Below are 18,946 nucleotides of genomic sequence, written 5' to 3' on the forward strand. Positions count from 1 at the left end.
TAAGGAAAAAGGTCGCGATTGCGACCTTTTTTGTGGATCCTGCGGCTAATTTATTTGCGCGGTAATTCGATTTTACGTTGCGGTGATTGGCGATAAAGTACCAATACTTTACCAATCACTTGTACTTTTTCGGCACCAGTTTCGCGAACAATAGCATCAACAATCAATAGTTTAGTTTCACGATCTTCTGAAACCACTTTGATTTTAATCAGTTCGTGGTGATCAAGCGCAATTTCGATTTCCGCCAGCACAGCTTCTGTTAATCCGTTTGCGCCCATTAACACAACGGGTTTTAAGTTGTGTGCCAAGCCTTTCAGATGCTGTTTTTGTTTGTTGCTTAGGTTCATTACGCGGCCAAATTTATTTAATATTAGGGTTGAAAACCGTCATTTTAGCGCCATCTATTCGAGAAGACTATATTTTCTACCATACTTTCTCAGATCGTGGTGACTTAGTTAGGAATATAATGAGTAAACAGAAACACTCAGCCAGCTCAACTCGCTGGTTAAAAGAGCATTTTGATGACAAGTACGCTAACGAGGCGAGAAAAAAAGGTTATCGTTCACGTGCGATCTTCAAAATAGAAGAGATCCAAAACAAAGATAAACTGCTTAAACCCGGCATGACGGTGGTCGATCTAGGTGCCGCACCGGGGGGCTGGTCGCAGTTTTCTGCCAAAGTGGTTGGCGAGAGTGGGCGGGTGATCGCCTGTGACCTGCTACCGATGCAGTCGATTGCTGGCGTCTCTTTTCTACAAGGGGATTTTCGGGAAGAAGCGGTATTGAATGCCTTACTTGAGCGCATTCAGCCAGACATGGTGGATGTGGTGATGTCGGATATGGCGCCGAATATGGCTGGCAATCTATCAGTTGATCAACCGCGCGCGATGTATCTGGTTGAGCTTGCACTGGATATGTGTCGACAAGTTCTGGCTCCCGATGGTAGTTTTGTGGTGAAAGTGTTCCAAGGCGAGGGTTTTGATGACTATGTCAAGGCCGTGCGCGATCTGTTTAAAGTGGTGAAAATTCGTAAACCCGATTCCTCACGAGCCCGTTCACGAGAAGTTTTTATCGTGGCGACTGGTTACAAAGGTTAACTATTTCACCCTTGGGTGTCCAAGTAGAGTCTATAGCCGCTAGTGATAAACTGTAGTACCCTATTTTTCAATTACAATTAGTTATCGAGAGGCTTACACCTTGAGTGACATGGCAAAAAATTTAATTCTGTGGCTGGTGATTGCGGTCGTTTTAATGTCGGTATTCCAGAGCTTCGGCCCGAGTGAAAACAGTGGCAGAGCGGTTGACTACACCACCTTCGTAAAAGAAGTGGGTCAAGGCCAGATTCAGGAAGCACAATTCAACAACGGTGAAATTACTTTCATGCGTCGTGGTGGTGGTAGCCGTTATGTAACTTACATGCCGGTTTATGATCAAAAGCTGCTCGATGACTTGATTAATCAAGACGTTAAAGTACAAGGCACGCCTCCAGAAGAGCAAAGCTTACTCGGTACCATCTTTATCTCATGGTTCCCGATGATTCTGCTGATTGGGGTGTGGATCTTCTTTATGCGTCAAATGCAAGGCGGCGGCGGTAAAGGCGCCATGTCGTTTGGCAAAAGTAAAGCACGCATGATGAGTGAAGAGCAGATCAAAACCACCTTTAATGATGTGGCTGGCTGTGATGAAGCTAAAGAAGATGTGAAAGAGCTGGTCGATTACCTGCGTGATCCTAGCCGCTTCCAAAAACTCGGTGGTAAAATTCCAACTGGGGTTCTGATGGTGGGACCTCCTGGTACTGGTAAAACACTGCTAGCCAAAGCGATTGCCGGTGAAGCAAAAGTACCGTTCTTTACTATTTCCGGCTCTGATTTCGTTGAAATGTTTGTCGGTGTCGGTGCATCGCGTGTGCGTGATATGTTTGAACAAGCCAAGAAAGCCTCACCGTGTATCATCTTTATTGATGAAATCGATGCGGTCGGCCGTCAACGTGGCGCGGGTGTCGGTGGTGGTCATGATGAACGTGAACAAACCCTCAACCAAATGCTGGTTGAAATGGATGGTTTCGAAGGTAATGAAGGCATCATCGTGATTGCGGCTACCAACCGTCCAGATGTACTTGACCCTGCTCTATTGCGTCCGGGACGTTTCGACCGTCAAGTGGTGGTCGGATTGCCGGATGTGCGTGGCCGTGAACAGATCCTTAAAGTGCATATGCGTAAAGTGCCTTTGGCCGATGATGTACAGCCTGCATTGATTGCGCGTGGTACTCCTGGTTTCTCTGGTGCTGATTTGGCTAACCTAGTTAACGAAGCCGCACTGTTTGCCGCTCGCGGTGATAAACGTAACGTGTCGATGGTTGAGTTTGAACTGGCGAAAGACAAAATCATGATGGGTGCCGAGCGCCGTTCGATGGTGATGTCGGAAGAAGTCAAAGAGTCTACCGCTTATCATGAAGCCGGTCATGCGGTGGTTGGTCGTTTAGTACCCGAACATGATCCAGTGTATAAAGTGTCGATCATTCCTCGTGGCCGAGCGCTAGGGGTGACCATGTATCTGCCGGAGCAAGATCGCGTCAGCATGTCGAAGCAGCATCTGGAATCGATGATCTCTAGCCTATATGGTGGCCGTCTTGCTGAAGAGCTGATCTACGGCAAAGATAAAGTGTCAACCGGGGCTTCGAATGATATTGAACGTGCCACTGAAATTGCACGCAAAATGGTGACCCAGTGGGGCTTCTCGGAAAAACTTGGCCCGATGCTATATGCCGAAGATGAAGGTGAAGTGTTCCTTGGTCGTAGCGTGACTCAGACTAAGCATATGTCGGATGACACGGCTAAGTTGATTGATGATGAAATTCGTATTTTGATCGACCGCAACTATGAACGTGCACGTCAAATCATTAGCGATAACATGGACATCATGCATGCGATGAAAGATGCGTTGATGAAATATGAAACCATCGATGCTGGTCAAATTGATGACTTGATGGCTCGTAAAGCGGTGATCCGTGAACCTGCGGGTTGGGGCGATCACGCTAAAGCGGCTACTGAAGTCAAGGCAGCACCCGCTGCGGCAAGTGATTCAGATAGCGCAGCTCCGGAAGAATCGGTCGATCCTCAACCGGATGCTAGCGCATCGAGTGATAACAAAGACGCACAATAAACGCGCTGTTAATCCTAAACCCCGACTTGTTCGGGGTTTTGTGTTTGCAAGGGAGGGAAAATTTATCCATATGAAAATTAGCTATGCCAATAAGCAGCTTGATCTGCACTCTCCAGTCGTGATGGGGATTTTAAATACCACGCCAGACTCTTTTTCTGACGGCGGATGTTATGTGGATCTCGACCTCGCGCTGACTCGCGCACAGCAGATGATCAACGCGGGGGCGGCGATCATTGATATTGGCGGTGAGTCGACTCGCCCTGGTGCGCCAGAAGTCACCTTAGCTGATGAATTGCAGCGCGTGATCCCGTTGGTGCAAGCGATCCGTGCGCAAGACTCACAAGTGTGGATCTCGATTGATACCAGTAAAGCGGAAGTTATGCGCCAAGCTATCGCTGCCGGTGCCGACTTGATTAATGATATTCGTGCCTTACAGGAGCCGCAGGCGTTAGAGGTTGTGGCGCAAGCACAAGTGCCAGTGTGCATTATGCATATGCAAGGCCAACCGCGCACCATGCAACAAGATCCGCACTATCACCATTTGATTGAAGAGGTTAGTCAATTTCTGGCTGAGCGGATTGCTATCTGTGAAGCGAGTGGTATTAAGCGTGAGAATATTATCTTAGATCCCGGTTTTGGCTTTGGAAAATCGATCCAACACAATTATCATTTGCTCGCTCACCTAGAGCATTTTCATCGTTTCGGATTGCCGGTTTTGGCGGGAATGTCCCGTAAATCAATGATCTTTAAAACGCTGAATAAGCAACCTGCAGAGTGTGTCGCAGGGAGCGTCGCGTGTGCGACCCTTGCCGCACAGAAAGGGGCGCAAATCATTCGGGTACATGATGTTGAAGCAACAATTGACGCACTGAAAATGGTGCAGATGATGCACAGCAATCAGTAAAAATAATAAATTAAAGGGAACGCAAATGTCTGATAAAAGACGTTATTTTGGCACTGATGGGGTGCGTGGCAAAGTTGGCCAGTACCCGATTACACCTGATTTTGTACTTAAGCTTGGCTGGGCGGCTGGACGTGTTTTGGCAAAACAAGGCACCAAAAAAGTCATCATAGGTAAAGATACGCGGATTTCTGGCTATATGCTGGAGTCGGCCTTGGAAGCGGGGCTGGCAGCGGCGGGATTAAAAGCCACCTTTACCGGACCAATGCCGACCCCTGCGGTTGCGTATCTGACTCAAACTTTCCGCGCTGAAGCGGGGATCGTCATTTCGGCATCGCATAATCCTTATTATGACAACGGGATTAAATTCTTCTCTTATCAAGGCACCAAACTGCCGGATGAGATTGAATTAGCGATTGAAGCCGAGATGGATAAAGAGATTGAATGTGTTGAATCGGCTGAGTTGGGTAAAGCGACTCGCATGGTGGATGCCGCGGGGCGCTATATCGAATTTTGTAAAAGCACCTTTCCTTCTCAACTCAGTTTGTCGGGATTGAAAGTGGTGGTTGATTGCGCGCATGGTGCAACCTACCACATTGCACCGAATGTGTTCCGCGAGCTGGGTGCTGAGGTGATTGCGATTGGTGTTGAGCCGAATGGCTTAAATATCAATGATCAAGTCGGTGCCACTGATGTGCGTGCTTTGCAACAACGGGTGGTCGCAGAGCAAGCGGATCTTGGCCTTGCTTTTGATGGGGATGGCGATCGCATCATTATGGTTGACCATCTGGGTAATAAAGTCGATGGTGACCAAATTGCCTACATCATTGCGCGCGATGCATTGCGCCGTGGTGAACTCAAAGGTGGCGTGGTCGGAACCCTAATGACCAACCTTGGGATGGAAAATGGCTTAAAACAGCTCGGTATTCCGTTTGTGCGTGCTGCGGTCGGTGATCGCTACGTGATGGAAAAACTGCTCGAAAAAGGCTGGAAAATTGGCGCAGAAAATTCAGGTCATGTGATTTTACTGGATAAAGTCACCACTGGAGATGCAATTGTGGCTGGCTTGCAAGTGCTCGCTTCGGTCGTCGGCAGTGAAATGACCCTGCATGATCTTGCCAAAGGTATGACACTTTACCCACAAGTGCTGGAAAATGTTCGTTTTGCTGGTGACAATAACCCGCTGCAAGCCTCTGCCGTTAAAGCGGTGGTTGCGCAAGTTGAAGCGGAACTCGGTTCGAAAGGGCGTGTGTTACTGCGTAAATCGGGCACAGAACCGCTACTGCGCGTGATGGTAGAAGGTGAAGATGCCGAGTTGGTGCAACAATCTGCTCTGAAAATTGCCCAAGCGGTCAAGGATAACTGCTAAGCAGGATGGATTGGTGATGATTCCTAGCCGATTGATTTTGCGCTAGGAATTATCGCAATGCTTAAAAAATCGCGCTTGTGCGAGTTTTTTAAGCGATCAAAGCGAAAAGTGATTTTTTTAGAAAATTCCGCTTGTCAGCTCCAGAACCATTGGGTAGTATTGCGTCCGCTTTCGGAGAGAAAGGTCGCTGGCTTTGTTCGAATCGTCAATGATAAGAATGGCGCTAGCTCAACAAATATGAACATAGGTGGAAGTAATGTTTACAGTTCTACTTGTGATTTACCTGTTGGCAGCGGTTGCTATTATTGGCCTAGTGTTGATTCAGCAAGGTAAAGGCGCAGATATGGGAGCCTCATTCGGTGCCGGCGCGTCAAACACTGTGTTTGGTGCTGGTGGCTCAGGTAACTTCCTAACCCGAATGACTGCAATTTTTGCAACAGTATTCTTTGTTATTAGTTTGGTGCTGGGCAATATGTCTACGCATAAAACTGAATCACAATGGGTTGACCCGTCACAAGGTCAAGTGATTCAACAAACTAGTGATACAGTGAGTGAAGCGCCTGCTAAGAGCAGTGACGAAATTCCTCACTAAGCTGTCAGTAATACGATAGCGCAAGATATGCCGAGATGGTGAAATTGGTAGACACACTAGCATGAGGTGCTAGCGCCTTAGGTGTGAGGGTTCGAGTCCCTCTCTCGGCACCATATTTACAAACTTGTAAATCACCTTGTTGAGCGTATAATGCTCGCAAGTCGGACGCGGGGTGGAGCAGCTTGGTAGCTCGTCGGGCTCATAACCCGAAGGTCGTTGGTTCAAATCCAGCCCCCGCAACCATCTCTCTTTAGCTAGAGAGACAAGTTTGGCAGTGTTAACCTCACTGCAGTTGAGAAGCGATTCTCAATTTATCAGGGTCCAGCAATAAAAAACCCCGACTTAATCGGGGTTTTTTATTATCTGAATTTCCTTTTCGGGAAGATTTGGATGTTTGCTTGGAATTTAAATTGGGCTCTCAGCCCTTTTTTTGTTTCTGGAGTGGTTTAGATGACGGGTTTAGAAAGACAACTTACTGAAATGCTTGAAGCTCCGGTAGTTGCTGCTGGTTATGAGTTGGTCGGATTAGAGTTCGTACGTGCGGGAGAACACTCCACACTGCGTCTTTTTATCGATCATGCCAACGGTATCAACGTGGATGACTGTGCGGCAGTGAGTCACCAGGTGAGTGCCGTTTTGGATGTTGAAGATCCGATTTCGGTCGTTTACTACCTCGAAGTCTCTTCACCGGGTCTGGAAAGACCACTCTTTAAAGCAGCACATTATGAGCAGTTTATTGGTCACGAGGTCAGCATCGTTTTGAAGATGGCTGTTGGCAACCGTCGCAAGTGGAAAGGTGTTATCCAATCAATTGATGGAGAGACTGTTTCTGTGCTGGTTGATGGGCAAGCGGAAGAGTTTGCTCTCAGCAACATTTCAAAAGCTAACCTGATCCCTAAATTTTAAGTCTTTGAGGCTAGAACAATGAGTAAAGAAATTTTAGCGGTAGTTGAGGCGGTTTCTAACGAGAAAGCGGTACCTCGTGAGCGTATTTTTGAAGCGCTAGAAACTGCGTTAGCGACTTCAACTAAAAAGAAGTATGAAATTGAGGTCGATGTACGTGTTGCTATCGATCGTAAAACGGGTGCCTTCGAAACTTTCCGTCGTTGGTTAGTAGTCGAAAACGTTGAGAACCCAACCAAAGAGATCTCATTTGACGCGGCAAGCTATGATGATGAATCAGTACAATTGGGTGATTACATTGAAGATGAAATTCAATCAGTAACCTTCGACCGTATTACCACTCAAACCGCTAAACAAGTGATCGTACAAAAAGTACGTGAAGCTGAGCGGGCACAGATTGTTGAGCAATTCATTGATAACGAAGGTGAGTTGGTTACCGGTGTGGTGAAAAAAGTGAACCGTGAAACGGTGATCTTGGATCTTGGTAACAATGCTGAAGCCGTGATCCTGCGTGAAGACCAACTGCCGCGTGAAAACTTCCGCGCTGGTGACCGCGTGCGTGGTTTGCTGTTTAAAGTGGCTCCAGAAGCGCGTGGTTTCCAACTGTTTATTACTCGTTCTAAGCCTGAAATGTTGACCGAGTTGTTCCGCGTTGAAGTGCCTGAAATCGGTGAAGAGCTGATTGAGCTGAAAGCGGCTGCGCGTGATCCTGGTTCGCGTGCCAAAATTGCAGTGAAAAGCAATGATAAACGTATTGACCCAGTGGGTGCTTGCGTTGGTATGCGTGGTGCGCGTGTACAAGCGGTTTCTGGTGAACTCGGTGGTGAGCGTATTGATATTGTGTTGTGGGACGATAACCCAGCGCAATTTGTCATTAATGCGATGGCACCTGCGGATGTAGCTTCAATCATTATGGATGAAGATACCCATTCAATGGATATCGCGGTGGAAGCCGATAATCTTGCACAAGCGATTGGTCGTAACGGACAAAACGTTCGTCTTGCTTCACAACTGACCGGTTGGGAACTGAACGTTATGACGGTTGCCGATCTGCAGAAGAAACACCAAGAAGAGTCAATGGCATCGATCGAAAACTTCATGAAGTATCTCGATATCGAGCAAGATTTTGCTGAGCTATTGGTTGAAGAGGGTTTCTCAACCCTAGAAGAAGTTGCTTACGTACCAATGAATGAGCTGTTAGATGTTGATGGCTTAGATGAAGATTTGGCTGAAGAGTTACGTAGCCGCGCTAAACAAGCGCTAACCACGCTTGCGCTTGCGCAAGAAGAATCGTTCGAAGGTCTTGAGCCAGCAGAAGATTTGCTAGCACTAGCAGGACTTGAGCGCGAAATGGCATTCAAACTGGCAGCGAAAGGTGTTGCGACACTAGAAGATCTCGCTGACCAAGGTGTGGATGATTTAGAAGGTATTGAAGGTCTAACTGAGCAACGTGCGGGTGAGCTGATTATGGCGGCTCGTAACATTTGTTGGTTCGGTGAAGACGCATAATTTCAGCAAGGGGAGGAAGCGGCATGACACAAATTACCGTTAAAGCACTGAGTGAAGAAATTGGTACACCAGTAGACCGCTTATTAGAGCAACTTGCTGATGCAGGAATGAACAAAGCCGTTGCCGATCATATCTCGGAAGATGAGAAGCAGAAGTTGCTGACTCATTTACGTAAAGAGCACGGTGACGCGACCGGCAGTGAGCCAACGCGTTTGACACTGCAGCGTAAAACCCGCAGCACACTAAGCGTAAGCGCAGGTGGCGGTAAAAGTAAGGATGTTCAGATCGAAGTGCGCAAGAAACGTACCTATGTTAAGCGCAGTTCTATTGAAGATGATGCGGCTCGTGAAGCGGAAGAAGCCGCAACGCGTGTCGCGGAAGAGCAAGCTATCCGTGAAGCGGAAGAAGCTGCACAACGCGCGGCAGCAGAAAAAGCCAAACGTGATGCAGAAGAAGCCGTTAAGCGCGAAGCTGAGGCCAAACGTGTTGCTGAAGAAAAAGCGAAGCGTGAATCGCAAGCTACCGCACAACCACGTTCTGACCAAGATAAATTGAAGCAAGAAGCAGCGCGCAAAGAAGTCGAGGCGTTAAAACGCCGCCAGGAAGAAGAAGCAAGACGTAAGGCCGAAGAGGAAAGTCGCCGTCAACTTGAAAAAGTACGCGAATTGGCTGAAAAGAATGGTGAGCGCTGGTCTGCTGAAAAAGAGACAGTAGGTGATATGCAAGAAAATACCGATTACCATGTAACCACTTCGCAATATGCTCGCGAAGCGGAAGATGCGGCAGATCTTCACGAAGAAGGTGCTCGTCGCCGTTCGACAAAAGCGAACAAGAGAAAGATGTCTTCGCGTGATGATAACCAAGAACGTGATTCTCGTCCTCGTGGTGGCAAAGCGGGTCGTAAAGGCCGCATCCATAAACCAATGTCTATGCAGCACGGTTTTGATAAAACGGCTGTAGTTGCTAAAGCAGATGTTGTGGTTGGCGAAACCATCATCGTTTCTGAACTGGCACAAAAAATGTCAGTAAAAGCAACTGAAGTGATTAAAATCATGATGAAGATGGGCGCCATGGCGACCATTAACCAAGTGATCGATCAGGAAACTGCACAACTGGTTGCTGAAGAAATGGGTCACAAGGTGGTGATTCGTAAAGAAAACGAATTAGAAGAAGCGGTTCTTTTGGATCGTGACGACAAGTTCGAAGAAGTTTCTCGCGCACCAGTGGTGACCATTATGGGCCACGTTGACCACGGTAAAACCTCAACACTGGACTACATTCGTCGTACCCACGTGGCCTCTGGTGAAGCGGGTGGTATTACCCAGCACATCGGTGCTTACCACGTAGAAACGCCGAATGGCATGATCACCTTCCTTGACACTCCTGGACACGCCGCGTTTACCGCCATGCGTGCTCGTGGTGCGAAAGCGACGGATATCGTTGTGCTAGTGGTTGCGGCAGACGATGGTGTAATGCCACAGACGGTTGAAGCGATCCAACACGCGAAAGCGGCGGGTGTACCGCTGATTGTTGCAGTGAACAAGATCGATAAAGAAGCGGCGAACCCAGATAACGTAAAAACCGAACTGGCGCAGTACAATGTTATGCCTGAAGAGTGGGGCGGCGATAACATGTTCGTCCACATCTCAGCGAAACAAGGTACCAACATTGAAGGCCTACTTGAAGCTATCCTGCTACAAGCTGAAGTTCTTGAACTGAAAGCGGTTGAGCAAGGTATGGCATCAGGTGTGGTGATCGAATCACGTCTTGATAAAGGCCGTGGCCCAGTGGCGACCGTTCTGGTTCAGTCTGGTACTCTGCATAAGGGTGACATTGTTCTGTGTGGTCAAGAGTATGGCCGCGTACGTGCAATGCGTGATGAAGTGGGCAATGAAGTTGAAAAAGCTGGCCCATCAATTCCTGTTGAGATCCTTGGTCTGTCTGGCGTACCTGCTGCCGGTGATGAAGCGACAGTGGTTCGTGACGAGCGTAAAGCGCGTGAAGTGGCTAACTACCGTGCTGGTAAGTTCCGCGAAGTGAAACTGGCTCGTCAGCAGAAATCTAAACTGGAGAACATGTTCTCCAACATGACTGCTGGTGATGTGGCTGAATTGAACATCGTTCTGAAAGCTGACGTACAAGGTTCGGTAGAAGCGATTTCTGATTCATTACGCAGACTTTCGACTGAAGAAGTGAAAGTGAACATCGTTGGTTCTGGTGTTGGTGGTATCACTGAAACAGATGCGGTGCTTGCGGCGGCTTCAAATGCGATCGTGGTAGGCTTTAACGTTCGTGCTGATGCTTCAGCGCGTCGTACCCTTGATTCTGAAAATATTGATCTGCGTTACTACTCAATCATTTACCAATTGATTGATGAAGTGAAACAGGCGATGAGCGGTATGCTTTCTCCTGAATTCAGACAAGAGATCATCGGTCTAGCTGAAGTTCGTGATGTGTTTAAGTCACCGAAACTAGGTGCGATTGCCGGCTGTATGGTTACCGAAGGTGTCATCAAACGTAATGCTCCGATCCGCGTACTACGTGATAACGTAGTCATTTACGAAGGTGAACTGGAATCTCTGCGTCGCTTCAAAGATGACGTGGCAGAAGTTAAGAATGGTTACGAGTGTGGTATCGGCGTTAAGAACTATAATGATGTTCGCGTGGGTGACCAAATCGAAGTCTTTGAGACTATCGAAGTAAAACGTACCATCGACTAATCAACTACTGTTGCATTAATCAAGGCAATGTTGGTTGTTGAATACACCATGGGGGGCTGGTCAAAACCATCCCCCCATTCTTTCTATTAGTGAGAATAGATATGCCGAAAGAATTTAGCCGCACTCAGCGTGTGGCACAGCAATTACAAAAAGAACTGGCGATGATCCTGCAACGTGAAGTGCGCGATTCTCGCTTGGGTATGGTGACCATTTCTGATGTGGAAGTATCACGCGATCTGGCTTATGCCAAAGTGTTTGTGACCTTCCTATGCATTGGTGAGCAGACGCCAGAATCTTGCCTAGCCGCGCTGCGTGAGCACGAAGTTGCAGTACGTATGCTCCTTGGTAAGCAGATCCGCCTACGTTTAACGCCAGAAATTCGTTTCTATTACGACAACACTTTGGTGGAAGGTATGCGCATGTCGAACCTTGTGACTGAAGTCGTGAATACTGACAAGCGTCGTATGCACGAAGCGGGTCGTGATGAGGACGAAGCGTAATGGCTCGTCGACGTAAAGGTCGGATTGTTCACGGGGTGATCTTGTTGGACAAACCGACTGGGATCTCTTCTAACGACGCTTTGCAAAAAGTTAAACGTCTCTATGGGGCAGAAAAAGCCGGTCATACTGGTGCGCTCGATCCATTAGCAACCGGAATGCTGCCGATTTGTCTTGGTGAAGCGACTAAGTTTTCGCAATTTCTGCTCGATTCCGATAAGCGTTATCGGGTGATCGCGAAACTGGGCGAACGCACCGACACTTCAGATTCTGATGGTCAAGTGGTGCAAACTCGCCCGGTTAATGTCGAGCGGGATACGCTGCTCGCGAGTATCGCCAAGTTTCGTGGTGAGACGGCTCAAGTGCCATCGATGTTCTCAGCCTTGAAACATCAAGGTCGTCCACTATACGAATATGCTCGTCAGGGCATTGAAGTGCCGCGTGAAGCGCGCAACATTACCGTGTATGAGATTGAGCTGCATCGTTTTGAAGGCGATGAAGTGGAGATGGAGGTGCACTGCTCGAAAGGGACTTATATCCGCACTATCGTTGATGATCTCGGTGAAATGCTCGGCTGTGGCGCACACGTGACTATGCTACGTCGGATCGGGGTCGCGAATTATCCGTATGCCAGAATGGTGACCTTAGAGCAACTGCAAGAGTGGGTTGAGCAAGCTCAGCGTGAAGAAAAAACCGTGGCAGAGGTGCTCGATCCGCTGTTATTGCCGATGGATACTGCAGTAGAGGCATTACCGGAAGTCAATGTGATTGCTGAGCTGATCCCGTTGGTGCAACATGGCCAAGCGGTACAGGTCGCTGGCGCGCCAACCGAAGGTATGGTGCGGATTACTGGCGGCGAGCATAAATTGTTTCTCGGGATTGGTGAAATTGACGATCATGGCCGAATTGCCCCGAAACGTTTAGTGGTGTACGGAGAATAATCCTTTCGCTGTGAAGCCATAGAAATTTGTGTTGTTGTCTGAACTTAAGTCTTCGCGATCTGACTCTAAATCGTTCTTATATCATTTCTTATGAAGTGGTAAAGAGAATAAAGATTAAATCAGGTTTTGATGACGTTTATAAATCTTCACTAAAATGACGATTGAAGCTAAGTTTCAATCGTCATTTCTCATTATTATTAATCTGGTTTTGATATCTTTAATGATATATATATTATTTGTATAAAGATACATGTAAATAATGCCATTGTTCAATCTTTATTATGTGTGTTATGGATTTCATGCTATTTAAAATTTTTATTCTTTAGGTTTTATTATTTATATTATATATATCTTGTATTATAAATGTCATTTCTACTTAATAAAAACACAATCAAATTTGGATAATGTAGTAAGCATGATGTGATTTCAATTAGGGAATAATAAACATGCTTAGCTTTAAAAAGGTTTCTTTAAGTATTGCTATTACGGCTGCATTGTTATCTGGGTGTAATAATGATAGTAAAGATACATATTTCAATGATTCTATTAAAATTGGTATAGTAACAGACACTCATTTATATGATGCTAGTATGGGTGCTGATATTGATGGAGAGTTCTTTCAATCTGCAATATCTAGTGATCGTAAAGCCTTTTTACAAAGCCAAGAATTGCTAGATAATGCAATTCAAGAAATGATTAATAATGATATTAAAGTTATTTTGGTTCCTGGTGACCTGACTAAAGATGGTGAGAGGATTAACCATAATAAAGTACGAGAAAGTCTGCAGTACGCTAAAGATAAAGGCATTAAAGTTTATGTGGTACCAGGTAACCACGATATGAATAATCCCTATGGATTTAAAGAGTCTTTGACGCAAACCCCGACTGCCAAAGGCGCTGTATATTTGGAAGGGAATGAGCATGGTATTGATCCTGGTACCATGGCGCCACACATGACTAATGCTACTGGTGAGCCTTTATTTATGGAAAATTGGGATGTTTTTTATCATGATTTTGGCTTCAGTGAAGCTGTCTCTCGTGATCCAAATTCTTTCTCATTTGTGGCAGAACCTATTGATGGGGTTCAAATTTTAGTCATTGATGCAATTACTTCCTCTATTAAAGATGTTCAGAAACACTGGCAAAGTGATAATTCTGATTATGGTAAAACGGGTGGTTCTTTGCTAACCCCTGAGCGTGCTGAAACTTTAGAGTGGATCCAGAATAGGGCGAGAGAAGCAAAAGCTCAGGGCAAGATTCTGCTTGCGATGAGCCATGCTGGAGTAGTTGAACACTTTCCCAGTAAGAGCGCATTAATTCCTGGTTATGTGATTGACGGTGAAAAAACTTCTTTTCATGATAATATCGATGTAACACCCTATACCGAAGAATTCACAAACATCTATACTGGTGAACAAAGCCAATCAATTTATACAAGCACTAGTGAATATGTATCAAAAATATTAGCTCAATCCGGTGTGAATATTGTTTTTACAGGCCATTTTCATGCCAATGATATTGCAAAACGTCAATATGAAGATGGTAGTTGGATTTATGATATTCAAACTGGGGCATCGGTAAGTTACCCTGCGCCTTATCGTTCAGTTCTCGTTGATATTAAAAATAAAACAATTACCACTGATGTCGATAATACCACGGTAATGGAATCTGTTCCTGATGCAGATTTGATTGGATTAGTCGATGGCCTCAGTGAAAATATTTTTGCTGCATTGGGGGTCGATGTGGATGGCCCACTGCTGGAGATCCTGGATAACTCGCTTACCAAGAAACCAGTCGCGCAAACTATGTTGGATGTTTATAAGCGTGAGGATATGTGCTCCGATTTAAGTACTGAAGAGTGTCAAAAACAGTTTGAAGAGGAGGTATTATCGGGATCTAATTTATCGTGGGATGATCTCTATGATACAACCCTTAGCCAGTTAATTGGTGCTGTGCTCAAGGCGCATTACCATGGCGATGAAGCTAATTCAGTGCAAATTGATCATAAGATGCGCTTTGTGTTGAACTGGGCCCGTGAATATGGTCAAAAACATAATATCAGTAAGCAAGTGTTTGCTGATGAAGTTTCTAATATCAATGAATTAGCGCTTTCTTACGAGTGGAATCCAAGTAAAGATTTCAGCAATCTACTTGGTGATAAAACGCTAGCTCCGATTTATGGTCTGCTTGGCACGGTTGGTGAAGGGATTATCTATGATCCTGTGCCTGATATTCATATTCAGATTGACTTGACTAACGGTAAATTTGAAAGCCTTAACTGATTATTCGCTTTTCCTTTCGATCCCCTCCGCTCATCTGATGATGAGCGGATATTTTATTTGTACAGCCAAAGTTTGCTAAAACGTGAGCGGTAAAATTCCTTACCCCCTTTTTAGTCTCTTGTTGCCTATCTTTATCTTCTGCTCACGGGGACTACTACCGTTGCCCTCGCATCGAGTGAGACATTCCGCTTGTGCGGTTCGGGAATCTTCCCTATAATTCGCGCTTCTCGTGTCGGCTGAATCAGAGATTGGCTGACACAAACTTAAACCTTAACTCTTTAGGAGAGAATTATGTCTCTGAATGCAGAAACTAAAGCAGCAATCGTTGCTGAATACGCACGTTGTGAAAATGACACTGGTTCACCAGAAGTACAAGTAGCTCTGCTGACTGCTTCTATCAACCACCTGCAAGGTCACTTCCAAGCACACAAAGGCGATCACCACAGCCGTCGTGGTCTGCTGCGTATGGTTTCAAGCCGTCGTAAGCTGCTGGACTACCTGAAAGGTAAAGATCTTTCTCGTTACCAAGATCTGATCAAACGTCTAGGCCTGCGTCGTTAATTCGTCGCTGTACTGCACAGTTTGTATAGAAAAGGGGCTTATGCCCCTTTTTTGCTGCCTAAATTCGCTATCTAATTAGCTATCCTTTCGCTAAGTAGTTTATACTAGCCGCCGTTCAGTCTATGTGGCTGAACAAGTTTGTGCTCACGGCATTACAGTCACCGCAGTCGACCAAAAGGTCGCGGCTATTAAAAACAGACTGCTCTCTCAAGAATATCCCTAAGTATCCAGTCTTTTTTTACTAGTCGCGATTAGTAGTGCTTTGAGTATTGATGATTTAATTTCAGGCAAGTCCTGAAGATAAGGAATACTCATGTTCGAAAAACCAGTAGTAAAAACGTTTCAGTACGGTAACCACACCGTTACTTTAGAAACGGGTGTTATGGCTCGCCAAGCAACCGCAGCCGTAATGGCCACCATGGATGACACTTCAGTGTTCGTCAGCGTGGTAGGTAAAAAAGAAGCGGTAGTCGGCCAAGACTTCTTCCCACTGACCGTAAACTACCAAGAGCGTACTTACGCGGCAGGTAAAATCCCAGGTGGTTTCTTCAAGCGTGAAGGTCGTCCATCGGAAGGTGAAACCCTGACTGCACGTCTGATTGACCGTCCAATTCGTCCTCTGTTCCCAGATGGTTTCACGAACGAAGTGCAAGTGATTGCAACCGTAGTATCAGTAAATCCAGATGTGCAACCAGATATGGTGGCGATGATCGGTACTTCTGCTGCGCTGGCGATTTCTGGTCTGCCATTCAATGGCCCAATCGGTGCGGCACGTGTTGGTCACATTGATGGTCAATTAGTGCTTAACCCAAGTGAAAAAGAGCTGAAGCAGTCTCGTCTGGATCTGGTGGTTGCGGGTACTGAAGGTGCGGTGCTGATGGTTGAATCAGAAGCACAGATCCTGAGCGAAGAAGAGATGCTGGCGGCTGTGGTATTTGGTCATGATCAACAGCAAGCCGTGATCAACGCGATCAATGAATTTGCCGCTGAAGTTGCGACTCCGGCATGGCAATGGACTGCACCAGCTGAAAACACTGAGCTGAAAGGCAAAGTGGCAGCTTTAGCTGAAGCGCGTCTGGTTGAAGCCTACCAAATCACTGAGAAAATGGCGCGTTATGATCGCATCCATACCATCAGTGCAGAAGTGACGGCGGCTCTGCTGGCTGAAAACGAAGCTTTAGATACTAAAGAAATTCACACCATTTTCCACGATCTGGAAAAAACCGTTGTTCGCCGCAGCATCATCGCGGGTAACCCACGTATTGATGGCCGTGAAAAAGACATGGTTCGTGCACTTGACGTTCGTACTGGTGTATTGCCACGTACTCACGGCTCTGCGCTGTTCACCCGTGGTGAAACTCAGGCGCTGGTGACCGCAACGTTGGGTACACAACGTGATGCGCAAATCATCGACGAGCTGACTGGCGAGAAGAAAGATCACTTCCTGCTGCATTACAACTTCCCTCCATACTGTGTGGGTGAAACTGGCTTTGTGGGTTCTCCTAAGCGTCGTGAAATCGGTCACGGCCGTTTGGCGAAGCGTGGTATTGCCGCGGTAATGCCATCGGCAGATGAATTCCCGTACACTGTACGTGTTGTGTCTGAAATCACTGAATCAAACGGTTCATCTTCTATGGCTTCTGTGTGTGGTTCATCGCTAGCGCTGATGGATGCTGGTGTGCCAATTAAGGCTTCTGTTGCGGGTATCGCAATGGGTCTAGTAAAAGAAGACAATGATTTCGTTGTACTGTCAGACATTCTGGGCGATGAAGATCACCTAGGTGATATGGACTTTAAAGTTGCGGGTACTGCAACGGGTGTTACTGCACTGCAGATGGACATCAAGATTGAAGGTATCACCAAAGAGATCATGCAAATTGCACTGAACCAAGCCAAAGGTGCTCGTCTGCACATTCTGTCGGTGATGGATCAAGCGATCGCGACTGCGCGTAATGATATCTCTGAATTTGCTCCACGCATCCACACCATGAAGATCAGTGTTGAGAAAATCAAAGACGTGATCGGTAAAGGTGGTGCAGTGATTCGTCAACTGACTGAAGAAACTGGCACTACGATTGAGATCGAAGATGACGGTACGATCAAGATCGCAGCAACTGACGGTGATCAAGCGAAAGAAGCGATCCGTCGTATTCAAGAGATCACCGCTGAAGTTGAAGTGGGCGTGATCTACACCGGTAAAGTGGCTCGTCTGGCTGATTTTGGTGCGTTTGTAACCATTCTGCCTGGTAAAGATGGTCTGGTGCATATTTCGCAAATCGCTGACAAGCGTGTTGAAAAAGTGTCAGACTACCTGACTGAAGGTCAAGAAGTTCAAGTGAAAGTTCTTGAAATTGACCGTCAAGGCCGTGTTCGCTTGAGCATGAAAGAAGCGGTTGAAACTTCAGCCGAAGCAGTAGAGCCAGCGGCACCTGCTGCAGAATAATTTACCTTTGATGGTAAAAACAACACGGCTTTTCTTTTCATAGCCAAAGCGTGTTATAAAGGGGAGCGTTATTCGCTCCCTTTTTTTATGCGAAATCCACAGGAGTATGATGAGTGAAATGGTTTCGATTACCGATCGCGCTACTAGGATTGGCGGTACTGTCTGGCTGTGCTGCGCAGCATAAATCGGCCACTCAGTGGTTGTATCCACCGATGGCGGTACCACTACAAGCCTCAGTACAACAGGAAGTGCAAATTGCTCGACTCAGCCAATTATTGCTAAGAACAGATCTTGATGCAGAACTGCGCGCTAAGATGTTGTTTGAACGTGGGAATAATTATGACAGCGTTGGCTTACGTGAATTGGCTCAGCTCGATTTTACTCAATCGTTGGCGCTCAATCCGGCGCAGCCTGATGTGTTTAATCTGCTTGGGGTGTATTACACCGAAGCTGGAGAATTTGATGCTGCGTATGAAGCTTTTGATTCAACGCTAGAATTAGACCCAAGTAATGAGTATGCGGTGCGTAACCGGGCGATTGCTCTTTACTATGGTGAGCGGCCACAATTGGCGCTGGAAGAGATCACTAAACATTATCAACAAGATCCCAATGATCCTTTTCGTGCGATCTGGTTATACATCATCGAAAGTGATGTGAATCCAGAGCAAGCGCGTATCGATCTACAACAACGTTATCAGCAGCATGATGAGCAGTGGGGGTGGGTGTTAGTCGGCTTAATGTTGGATCAACTTCCAGAAGAGATTGCGTTTAAAGCGATTATCGCCGGCTCTCGTGAAAATGATCTGTTAGCCCAAAGGTTAACCGAAGCCTATTTCTACCTTGGCAAGCGTTATCAAATGCAAGGCGAACTGGCGCAAGCACTATCCTTGTATAAGCTGGCCATCTCTTTCAATGTGTATGAATACGTAGAGCACCGTTATGCCTTTCTTGAACTAGGGCGTATCTTCCAGCAAGTGCGTGAAGAGCGTTTAGCTACCTCGAAAGCTGAGTCATCGACTCCTTAGGGTGATCTTCTGATCATAAAAAGCCGCCAATCGCGGCTTTTT

At 46.5% G+C, this 18,946-nt stretch carries 15 protein-coding genes and 2 tRNA genes; 16 read left to right on the top strand and 1 reads right to left on the bottom strand.

What is annotated here, in order from left to right:
• Window positions 1-50: 50 nt before the first annotated feature.
• A complete protein-coding gene (gene yhbY / locus PUN32_RS07185; protein WP_274722442.1) occupies window positions 51-347 on the bottom strand; it encodes a ribosome assembly RNA-binding protein YhbY in 297 nt (98 codons plus the stop codon).
• A gap of 119 nt (window positions 348-466) precedes the next feature.
• On the opposite strand from yhbY, the gene rlmE reads away from it, so the two are divergent.
• The 16 genes from rlmE to nlpI all read left to right on the top strand — a co-directional run bounded on the left by rlmE (window position 467) and on the right by nlpI (window position 18,904).
• Window positions 467-1,096 carry a 23S rRNA (uridine(2552)-2'-O)-methyltransferase RlmE gene (gene rlmE / locus PUN32_RS07190; RefSeq protein WP_166013578.1) on the top strand — a complete coding sequence of 210 codons (630 nt, stop codon included), beginning with the start codon at window positions 467-469 and terminating at the stop codon, window positions 1,094-1,096.
• Window positions 1,097-1,205: 109 nt separating this feature from the next.
• A complete protein-coding gene (ftsH, locus tag PUN32_RS07195) occupies window positions 1,206-3,161 on the top strand; it encodes an ATP-dependent zinc metalloprotease FtsH (protein WP_274722443.1) in 1,956 nt (651 codons plus the stop codon).
• A 70-nt stretch (window positions 3,162-3,231) separates the two neighbouring features.
• Window positions 3,232-4,065 (top strand): dihydropteroate synthase, encoded by an 834-nt coding sequence (gene folP / locus PUN32_RS07200; RefSeq protein ID WP_274722444.1) that lies wholly within the window; start codon window positions 3,232-3,234, stop codon window positions 4,063-4,065.
• 25 nt (window positions 4,066-4,090) lie between these two features.
• On the top strand, window positions 4,091-5,431 hold the full coding sequence (gene glmM / locus PUN32_RS07205) for a phosphoglucosamine mutase (RefSeq protein ID WP_274722445.1): 1,341 nt from the start codon (window positions 4,091-4,093) through the stop codon (window positions 5,429-5,431).
• 256 nt (window positions 5,432-5,687) lie between these two features.
• Window positions 5,688-6,023: a preprotein translocase subunit SecG gene (gene secG, locus PUN32_RS07210; RefSeq protein ID WP_166014977.1), complete on the top strand. Its 336-nt coding sequence runs from the start codon at window positions 5,688-5,690 to the stop codon at window positions 6,021-6,023.
• Window positions 6,024-6,052: 29 nt separating this feature from the next.
• Window positions 6,053-6,136, top strand: a tRNA-Leu gene (locus PUN32_RS07215).
• 53 nt (window positions 6,137-6,189) lie between these two features.
• Window positions 6,190-6,266, top strand: a tRNA-Met gene (locus tag PUN32_RS07220).
• A 207-nt stretch (window positions 6,267-6,473) separates the two neighbouring features.
• Window positions 6,474-6,929, top strand: a complete 456-nt coding sequence (rimP, locus tag PUN32_RS07225; protein WP_166013575.1) for a ribosome maturation factor RimP — start codon at window positions 6,474-6,476, stop codon at window positions 6,927-6,929.
• An 18-nt stretch (window positions 6,930-6,947) separates the two neighbouring features.
• Complete coding sequence (gene nusA, locus PUN32_RS07230; protein WP_166013574.1) at window positions 6,948-8,435, top strand: transcription termination factor NusA; 1,488 nt, start codon at window positions 6,948-6,950, stop codon at window positions 8,433-8,435.
• Window positions 8,436-8,458: 23 nt separating this feature from the next.
• The gene (gene infB / locus PUN32_RS07235; RefSeq protein WP_274722446.1) at window positions 8,459-11,155 is read left to right on the top strand and encodes a translation initiation factor IF-2; all 2,697 of its coding nucleotides are present in this window, start codon (window positions 8,459-8,461) and stop codon (window positions 11,153-11,155) included.
• 101 nt (window positions 11,156-11,256) lie between these two features.
• A complete protein-coding gene (gene rbfA / locus PUN32_RS07240; RefSeq protein ID WP_166013572.1) occupies window positions 11,257-11,655 on the top strand; it encodes a 30S ribosome-binding factor RbfA in 399 nt (132 codons plus the stop codon).
• Window positions 11,655-12,593 (top strand): tRNA pseudouridine(55) synthase TruB, encoded by a 939-nt coding sequence (truB, locus tag PUN32_RS07245; RefSeq protein WP_274722447.1) that lies wholly within the window; start codon window positions 11,655-11,657, stop codon window positions 12,591-12,593. Before rbfA ends, truB begins: the two co-directional genes overlap by 1 nt.
• Before the next feature lie 446 nt (window positions 12,594-13,039).
• Window positions 13,040-14,875, top strand: coding sequence for a metallophosphoesterase family protein (locus PUN32_RS07250; protein ID WP_274722448.1), 1,836 nt, complete (start codon window positions 13,040-13,042; stop codon window positions 14,873-14,875).
• Window positions 14,876-15,166: 291 nt separating this feature from the next.
• Complete coding sequence (rpsO, locus tag PUN32_RS07255; RefSeq protein ID WP_000055655.1) at window positions 15,167-15,436, top strand: 30S ribosomal protein S15; 270 nt, start codon at window positions 15,167-15,169, stop codon at window positions 15,434-15,436.
• A 313-nt stretch (window positions 15,437-15,749) separates the two neighbouring features.
• On the top strand, window positions 15,750-17,879 hold the full coding sequence (pnp, locus tag PUN32_RS07260) for a polyribonucleotide nucleotidyltransferase (RefSeq protein ID WP_274722449.1): 2,130 nt from the start codon (window positions 15,750-15,752) through the stop codon (window positions 17,877-17,879).
• 113 nt (window positions 17,880-17,992) lie between these two features.
• Window positions 17,993-18,904, top strand: a complete 912-nt coding sequence (nlpI, locus tag PUN32_RS07265) for a lipoprotein NlpI (protein WP_274722450.1) — start codon at window positions 17,993-17,995, stop codon at window positions 18,902-18,904.
• The last annotated feature ends 42 nt before the right edge of the window (window positions 18,905-18,946 follow it).

This window comes from Vibrio chanodichtyis (assembly GCF_028863985.1).
GTDB classification, from domain to species: Bacteria; Pseudomonadota; Gammaproteobacteria; order Enterobacterales; family Vibrionaceae; genus Vibrio; species Vibrio chanodichtyis.